This is a genomic window from Noviherbaspirillum sp. (assembly GCF_036846085.1).
Lineage (GTDB): Bacteria > Pseudomonadota > Gammaproteobacteria > Burkholderiales > Burkholderiaceae_D > Noviherbaspirillum.
The window spans coordinates 1-7,696 of sequence record NZ_DAIUCO010000255.1 but is presented as its reverse complement, the minus strand read 5'-3'; the positions used below and the strand labels follow the sequence as shown (position 1 = coordinate 7,696).

Below are 7,696 nucleotides of genomic sequence, written 5' to 3'. Positions count from 1 at the left end.
GGCTCCAACGAATTCCATTCTCCGGCAAGCGGCGCCAACGCCTGTTGCTGTGCCGGTGTCAGGTCATTCCACGAGAGCCTGGACGAAGGTTGCTGTTTGGCGGTTGGCGCCGGCGGCGCGGCAGATCCAACTGCGGTATTCGTCACCGGGGGGGTAGCATGGCCCGTGCCTGTGGCAGCAAATAAAGCAACCAAAATGCACACCGCCCGCAGCGGGCGGGCGGAAAGGAGGAGTGCCCGGAGTACCACGATCAATCGCCTCGATTCGCCAGGTAAGCATTAAACCCGTTGTCCACATAAGCGGAAAGCGGCAGCTCATCGGACAACACGGCAGCATCGATCTCGGCGATTTCGCTGATGCGCTTTTGCTGTTCCACCTGGTAGATGCCCGTAAGCCCGACCACCAATACGATCACCGGCAATGCCAGGCCCATGCGGCCCAGCCATAAATGCGGCTCGCGGAAAAAGCCGCCAAACTGACGGCCCGCCAGACGTGGTTGAATCAGCAAGCTTTTGAACACCGATTCTTTTCTTTTCCGCGACAGTGCGGCTTTGCGGGCGGCGGCCAGCTTGTCGGTGGTGGATTCGGGCAGATTGTCGAGATTTTCATTCAGTGCATGGCGCACTTTGTAGGCAAAGCTTAATTCGTCGGCATTCATAAACTTATTCCCTTGGCTCTCAGCGCTTGGGCTAAGGTGTGTGTGGCGCGAGAGCAGTGGGTTTTCACGCTGCCCTCCGAACATCCCATTGCAGCGGCCGTTTCTGCCACGTCCATATCCTGCCAATAACGCATCAGAAATGCTTCTCGTTGACGTGTCGGCAGCTTTTTTACCTCGGCTTCTATGACAGCAAGCACCTGATCGCGTTCGACCTTGTCCGCACTCGATTCCGCGGCCTGGGTGCCCACTTCCGCTTCGTAAGTTTCCAGCAGGTCGAAACCATCCTGATCCCCGCTTTCGGACGACAGGCCGGAGAACAGGCTGATCCAGGTCGTGCGCACTTTCTCGCGTCGAAAGTAATCGTGAATGGTATTTTGCAGGATTCGTTGAAAAAGGAGTGGCAGTTCCGCGGTCGGCTTGTCGCCGTATTTTTCGGCAAGCTTGATCATGGCATCCTGCACGATATCGAGGGCGGACTCCTCCTTCCGGACGGCATAAATCGCCTGCTTGAACGCGCGGCGTTCGACGCTCTCAAGAAAATCGGACAATTCTTTATCGGTTGCCATGCGGTGCGGCGGATTTTCCCAGGCTACCTGAAGGTGGATCGAATAGGGAATGCTGGATCGGGCGCTGATGTTTGAAAACTGTGCGCATGCTAGCAAAAAAGCGCTGCTTTGTGCGGGTTTTCTTCGGAAAATCGTTGATTTCAAACGCTTTTGGACTGATTTAACTTGACCAAAATGGTGCGACGCATTAACGTATCAGTCCCTTCGCAAACCCCGAAGATTTGTCTTTTTGCGCGCGGCGCATGATGCCGCACTCGAACAGACGCGCTTTCACATTTTAAAAGCTGTTTGCTCTAACCCACGCCACAAGCGTGAGAAAACCGTATCGGTAGTCCAGAAACCTTGGCTGAACGAGTCGCGTTTAGCGTCATTTTGAACCGCAACTACGATTGCGCGACGAATTGGCGTCACCGCACAAAAAAGGGATGCCTTGGCGCTGTCAATCCGAACGTTTTCGCAAGGAGAGAGCATCCGATCAATCTCCAATGGACCTTGAAAGGACATCAGGCATGACCACAGAACTTACCGGCGCCGAAATCGTTGTGCGCTGTCTCGCCGAAGAGGGCGTCGAACACGTGTTCGGCTATCCAGGCGGTGCGGTGCTCTACATCTACGACGCGATCTTCAATCAGGAAAAATTCCAGCACATCCTCGTTCGCCACGAACAGGCGGCGATTCACGCGGCGGACGCTTACTCCCGCAGTTCCCAGAAAGTCGGCGTGGCGCTCGTTACATCCGGTCCCGGCGTGACCAATGCCGTCACCGGCCTTGCGACTGCCTACATGGATTCCATCCCGATGGTAATCATCTCCGGACAGGTTCCTTCGCACGCAATCGGGCAGGATGCATTCCAGGAGTGCGATACCGTCGGCATCACGCGCCCCTGCGTCAAGCACAATTTCCTCGTCAAGGACGTCAAGGAACTTGCCTCGACCATGAAGAAGGCGTTCTACATCGCTACTACAGGACGCCCTGGACCAGTGCTGGTCGACATACCCAAAGACATCACAATGCATAAATGTGCATTCGAGTATCCGAAGGAACTCGAGATGCGCTCGTACAAGCCGGTCGACAAAGGCCACTCCGGACAGATTCGCAAGGCAGTGCAATTGCTGCTGGCCGCCGAGCGCCCGATGATCTATACAGGCGGTGGCGTGATTCTGGCCAATGCATCCCCTGAACTGAACAGGCTGGTCGACAAGCTGGGATTCCCTTGCACGAATACCTTGATGGGATTGGGCGGATACAAGGCTTCCAGCGACAAATTCGTCGGCATGCCCGGTATGCACGGCACCTATGAAGCCAACATGGCAATGCAGCACTCGGATGTGCTGATCGCGATCGGGGCCCGCTTCGACGACCGGGTCATCGGTAACCCGAAACACTTTGCGACGCATCCGCGCAAGATCATCCATATTGATATCGACCCGTCGTCGATCTCCAAACGGGTCAAGGTCGACATTCCAATCGTAGGCAATGTCAAGGATGTGCTCCAGGAACTTCTCGCGCAACTCGATGCCGCCGATGGCGCATCCGCGACGCCGAACTCGGCAGCACTTGCCGCGTGGTGGCGGCAGATCAACGAATGGCGCGGCCGCGAGTGCCTGAAATACCCTACGTCGAATGAAGTGATCAAGCCGCAGAGTGTTGTTGAAAAAGTATGGGAAGTCACCAAGGGCGACGCGTTCATCACCTCCGATGTCGGTCAGCATCAGATGTGGGCCGCCCAGTATTACGGCTTCGACAAGCCGCGGCGCTGGATCAACTCCGGCGGATTGGGCACCATGGGCGTCGGACTGCCTTATGCAATGGGTGTCCAGATGGCCAATCCTGGTGCCACAGTCGCATGCATTACTGGTGAAGCCTCGATCCAGATGTGCATCCAGGAACTGGCAACTTGCAAGCAGTATCATTTGACGCCCAAGATCATCCTCCTGAACAACCGTTTCCTCGGCATGGTGCGCCAGTGGCAGCAAATTGACTACGGTTCCCGCTACTCCGAGTCGTATATGGACTCGCTGCCGGACTTCACCAAATTGGTCGAGTCATTTGGCCATGTCGGCATGAAGATCGAGAATCCGAACGATATTGACGGTGCTCTCAAAGAAGCTTTTGCCATGAAAGACCGGCTGGTATTCATGAACTTCATCACCGACCAAACCGAAAACGTCTGGCCGATGGTGAAGGCAGGAAAAGGCTTGACTGAAATGCTGCTCGGTTCGGAGGATCTGTAATCATGCGCCATATCATTTCTGTATTGCTGGAAAACGAAGCTGGCGCATTGTCGAGAGTCGTCGGACTGTTTTCGGCACGTGGCTATAACATTGAAACACTGACCGTAGCTCCGACCGAAGATGCGACCTTGTCGCGAATGACGATCGTGACCAGCGGTTCGGACGATGTGATCGAACAGATCACAAAACACCTGAACCGCTTGATTGAGGTTGTTAAGGTGGTGGACCTCACGGAAGGTTCACACATCGAGCGCGAACTCATGCTGATCAAGGTGCGGGCAGTTGGCAAGGAGCGCGAAGAGATGAAGCGTACTGCCGATATTTTCCGTGGCCGTATCATCGATGTTACAGAGAAAACTTACACGATCGAGTTGACAGGCAACAAAGGCAAGCTTGATGCGTTCATCGAATCCATCGATCGCACAGCCATCCTGGAAACGGTTCGAACTGGCGGATCTGGTATCGGTCGCGGCGAGCGCATCCTCAAAGTTTAATTCAGTTGAAACAACATAACCAAGTTAGGAAGAGCAATGAAAGTTTTCTACGATAAAGACTGTGACCTGTCGCTGATCAAGGGCAAGAATGTCACCATCATCGGCTACGGCTCGCAGGGCCATGCGCATGCACAGAACTTGAATGATTCAGGCTGTAAAGTAACGGTCGCATTGCGTCGTGGCGGCGCGTCTTGGGAAAAAGCGAAAAACGCTGGTCTCAACGTCGTGGAAGTCAACGAAGCGGTCAAGGCCGCCGACGTCATCATGATTCTTTTGCCTGATGAAAATATCGCACAGGTGTACAACGAAAACGTTGCGCCAAACGCAAAGCAGGGCGCAGTACTGGCATTCGCCCATGGCTTCAACGTCCACTATGGCCAGGTTGTGCCACGTGCTGATCTGGACGTCATCATGATTGCGCCGAAGGCGCCAGGTCATACCGTACGCGGCACTTACACGCAAGGTGGCGGTGTTCCGCATCTCGTCGCGGTGTACCAGGATAAATCCGGCAATGCACGGGACATCGCTCTGTCCTATGCAATGGCCAATGGCGGTGGTCGTGCCGGCATCATCGAAACAAACTTCCGTGAAGAGACCGAGACAGATTTGTTCGGTGAGCAGGCGGTTCTTTGTGGCGGTACGGTCGAGTTGATCAAAGCCGGTTTTGAAACACTGGTTGAAGCAGGATATGCGCCGGAAATGGCCTACTTTGAATGCTTGCACGAATTGAAGCTGATTGTTGACCTGATCTATGAAGGCGGCATCGCCAATATGAATTACTCAATTTCGAACAATGCGGAATACGGTGAGTATGTCACTGGCCCGCGTATCGTTACGGAAGATACAAAGAACGCAATGCGCCAGTGTCTGAAAGACATCCAGACAGGCGAATATGCAAAGAGCTTTATCCTCGAAAACAAAGCCGGCGCGCCGACCCTGATTTCCCGTCGTCGCCTGACATCTGAGCATCAGATCGAGCAGGTCGGTGAAAAGCTGCGTGCAATGATGCCTTGGATTAAGAAAAACAAGTTGGTTGATCAATCGAAGAACTAAGCGTTTTACGATTGCGATTTATCATTACTTGTATTGGGTAAAATAAGCGGGGCGCACAATAGGTGCGCCCCGTTTTTGTTTGGAGAAGAACATGCTGCGCGGTTTTGAACGGTTGTTTATTTTGACAGTGTCGTCGTTGGTCTTTGTCGCCGCATATGCGCAGTCGCCAGCCCAGACGACCGGTACAGTTGTCATTGTGCCGGCTTCCGGCGAAGTCAAGCATCCAAATGACGAAGCCAAGGCAACGTTTATGATTGAAGAGCAGGACAAAGATAAGGCAGCGGCCGCATCGCGTGCAAATCAGAAAATGAAGCAGGGAATGGAAATTCTCCGGCGCGAAGACCCCCAGGCCGTACTGCAGACAAAGGGGTATTACACTTACCCGGTTTATCCGGAAGATCAATTGCGCCAGCCCGGCAAGCCAAAGCAGCCTAGCGCCTGGCGTGTCGGTCAATATCTTGAAATGACCACGACGAATTTGTCGTCACTACCCAATACCGTGGCGTCCGCCCAGCGTGTGCTGGCCTTGAATGGCCTGCAGTTCGGACTGACTGATGCAGCCAGTAAAAAGCTCGATGAAAAGCGAATTGCGACGGCCTATGGAAACTTGACTGACCGTATCTCTGCGATTGCCAAAGCCATGGGGCGTAATCATGCGGACGCTGTCCTTGAAACGGTCGACTTCGAAGCATCAGGAGCCTATGCACCACAAGAAGCGCACGCGCAAAAAACCATGCGTGCCGCTGTTGCAGATACGATGCAGGTCGAGGAGCCAAGTTTTGAGCCCGGCGAAACCACGGTGACCATGCGTGTCGTCGGCAAGGTGAAGTTTAAATAAAGATAACCGGTTCATGCGAACCGGGACGTCGTTCCGGTTTTCGCAACTCTGGTCGCAAAATCGTTGTGACAGCGTTATTGAACTCTCGGGAATCCGGTGAGCCGTCAGGTTGTTCAGATGCTCGCCGGTTTCGAATAGCACTAGAAACATTGGGTGTCGGCGCAGTCAGGATCCTGGCCGAAATTTAAGATCAACTTTATTGCTTCAGAACGGATTTAGCATGCCCACCTTTAATAGGCGCAAGGTCAAAGGCGGTAGGGGATTTGTACCCAAGTTCACTCGTCTGAGCAGGCATCACTCGCTGCATGTGGGAGGCGAAGAGGACATTGCGGCAACGCGAATGCCGCTGCGCAGGCGAGGGATTTATCTGCTGCCAAATGCATTCACCACTGCGAATTTATTTTGCGGATTCTATGCAATTGTCATGGCGATGAATTTGAAATTCGACTTCGCCGCCATCGCAATATTTGCAGCGATGTTGCTCGACAGCGTGGATGGCCGAGTGGCACGACTGACCAACACCCAAAGCGAGTTTGGCGCTCAGTACGACAGTCTTGCTGACATGCTTTCCTTCGGGGCAGCACCCGCCCTGGTGGTTTATGAATGGTCATTGCGCGGCTTGGGTAAGTGGGGATGGCTGGCTGCATTCGTTTATTGTGCGGGCGCAGCCTTGCGGCTGGCGCGGTTCAATACCAACATCGCCGTCGTGGATAAACGATATTTTCAGGGCTTGCCCAGCCCGGCATCCGCGGCGCTGGTCGCCGGTTTTGTTTGGCTGATGGATGACCTTGGCTTCGCTGGCCCGGATTTGAGCTGGTTTGCGTGGAGTATCACTCTGTATGCTGGTCTGACGATGGTTACCAATGTGCCGTTTTACAGTTTCAAGGAGATCAATTTCCGCAAGTCGGTACCATTCATTTCGATATTTGTAGTGGTGCTGATTTTTGTGCTGGTATCCAGCGATCCGCCAAAGGTGTTATTCGGTTTATTTGTTTTGTATGGCTTATCTGGTTACGGGGTTTACTTCTGGCGACTATCGAAAGGAAAGCCCGTCAGTATTGTGCAAACCGAGCCCGAACCGTTGGATGATAGGGACTGATATTCCGGCGCGGCTGTGTGAAGTGCCACATAAAGGTGGCAGCCTTGTTCACCAAAAAGCGTAAAAAAGCAGGAAAGGGGGACGCGCAAACGTGTTTTTAATCAAAACGTTGCGCTTTCCCGGATTTCCCCTTATAGTTTTCCTTATGTCCCGCGAAATCCACATCTCCGCATCCGCTTTCTCCAGCAGCAGCCTATTTCTAGGCCTGCTGCTAGTGCGTTAACGCGCGCTAAATCCCCTTTCCCACAATTCGTGCAGTTTTCAGCTCATGCCATAGAGGCAAGGGCAGGCGAAAATCCGTTCAACCGACCGAAAATCACTTTCTTAGGAGCAAAGCATGGCCGACAAACTCATTATTTTCGACACCACTTTAAGGGATGGTGAACAGTCTCCGGGCGCATCGATGACAAAAGATGAAAAAATTCGCATCGCCAAACAACTGGAGCGACTGAAAGTCGACGTGATCGAGGCTGGTTTCGCGGCTGCTTCACCAGGAGATTTCGAGTCCATTCGCGCCATTGCCGGAATCATCAAGGACTCTACCGTCTGCTCGCTGTCCCGAGCCAATGACCGCGACATCTCGCGTGCGGCCGAAGCACTGGCAAGCGCTGCAAGAAAACGTATTCATACCTTTATCGCCACTTCGCCGCTCCACATGGAAAAAAAGCTGCGCATGACGCCTGATCAGGTGTTTGAGCAGGCGAAGCAGGCGGTGCGATTCGCGCGTCAGTTTACGGATGATGTTGAATTCAGC

7 protein-coding genes and 1 pseudogene are annotated in these 7,696 nt (G+C 53.5%); 6 read left to right on the top strand and 2 right to left on the bottom strand.

Features of this window, described 5'->3' with window-relative positions; translation table 11 throughout:
- Nucleotides 1-250 precede the first annotated feature (250 nt).
- On the bottom strand, nucleotides 251-658 hold the full coding sequence (locus V7080_RS21550; RefSeq protein WP_334190440.1) for a DUF3619 family protein: 408 nt from the start codon (nucleotides 656-658) through the stop codon (nucleotides 251-253).
- Nucleotides 655-1,224 carry an RNA polymerase sigma factor gene (locus tag V7080_RS21545; protein WP_334190441.1) on the bottom strand — a complete coding sequence of 190 codons (570 nt, stop codon included), beginning with the start codon at nucleotides 1,222-1,224 and terminating at the stop codon, nucleotides 655-657. The genes V7080_RS21550 and V7080_RS21545 overlap by 4 nt, the downstream gene beginning before the upstream one ends.
- A gap of 509 nt (nucleotides 1,225-1,733) precedes the next feature.
- Between V7080_RS21545 and V7080_RS21540 the strand changes: the two genes are divergently transcribed.
- The 6 genes and pseudogenes from V7080_RS21540 to V7080_RS21515 all read left to right on the top strand — a co-directional run.
- Nucleotides 1,734-3,458, top strand: a complete 1,725-nt coding sequence (locus V7080_RS21540; protein ID WP_334190439.1) for an acetolactate synthase 3 catalytic subunit — start codon at nucleotides 1,734-1,736, stop codon at nucleotides 3,456-3,458.
- Nucleotides 3,459-3,460: 2 nt separating this feature from the next.
- Entirely contained in the window at nucleotides 3,461-3,952 is a 492-nt protein-coding gene (ilvN, locus tag V7080_RS21535) for an acetolactate synthase small subunit (protein ID WP_326860885.1), read from the top strand.
- A 36-nt stretch (nucleotides 3,953-3,988) separates the two neighbouring features.
- Nucleotides 3,989-5,005, top strand: coding sequence for a ketol-acid reductoisomerase (ilvC, locus tag V7080_RS21530; RefSeq protein WP_334190438.1), 1,017 nt, complete (start codon nucleotides 3,989-3,991; stop codon nucleotides 5,003-5,005).
- 91 nt (nucleotides 5,006-5,096) lie between these two features.
- Nucleotides 5,097-5,843 (top strand): SIMPL domain-containing protein, encoded by a 747-nt coding sequence (locus tag V7080_RS21525; RefSeq protein WP_334190437.1) that lies wholly within the window; start codon nucleotides 5,097-5,099, stop codon nucleotides 5,841-5,843.
- A gap of 220 nt (nucleotides 5,844-6,063) precedes the next feature.
- Complete coding sequence (gene pssA / locus V7080_RS21520) at nucleotides 6,064-6,942, top strand: CDP-diacylglycerol--serine O-phosphatidyltransferase (protein WP_334190436.1); 879 nt, start codon at nucleotides 6,064-6,066, stop codon at nucleotides 6,940-6,942.
- Nucleotides 6,943-7,279: 337 nt separating this feature from the next.
- Nucleotides 7,280-7,696, top strand: a pseudogene (locus tag V7080_RS21515) (2-isopropylmalate synthase); the annotation flags it as partial.

Excerpts from the sequence above, each read along its gene's own strand:
- V7080_RS21550 (WP_334190440.1), bottom strand. The coding sequence starts at position 658 with ATGAATGCCGACGAATTAAGCTTTGCCTACAAAGTGCGCCATGCACTG.
- V7080_RS21545 (WP_334190441.1), bottom strand. The coding sequence starts at position 1,224 with ATGGCAACCGATAAAGAATTGTCCGATTTTCTTGAGAGCGTCGAACGC.
- V7080_RS21540 (WP_334190439.1), top strand. The coding sequence starts at position 1,734 with ATGACCACAGAACTTACCGGCGCCGAAATCGTTGTGCGCTGTCTCGCC.
- ilvN (WP_326860885.1), top strand. The coding sequence starts at position 3,461 with ATGCGCCATATCATTTCTGTATTGCTGGAAAACGAAGCTGGCGCATTG.
- ilvC (WP_334190438.1), top strand. The coding sequence starts at position 3,989 with ATGAAAGTTTTCTACGATAAAGACTGTGACCTGTCGCTGATCAAGGGC.
- V7080_RS21525 (WP_334190437.1), top strand. The coding sequence starts at position 5,097 with ATGCTGCGCGGTTTTGAACGGTTGTTTATTTTGACAGTGTCGTCGTTG.
- pssA (WP_334190436.1), top strand. The coding sequence starts at position 6,064 with ATGCCCACCTTTAATAGGCGCAAGGTCAAAGGCGGTAGGGGATTTGTA.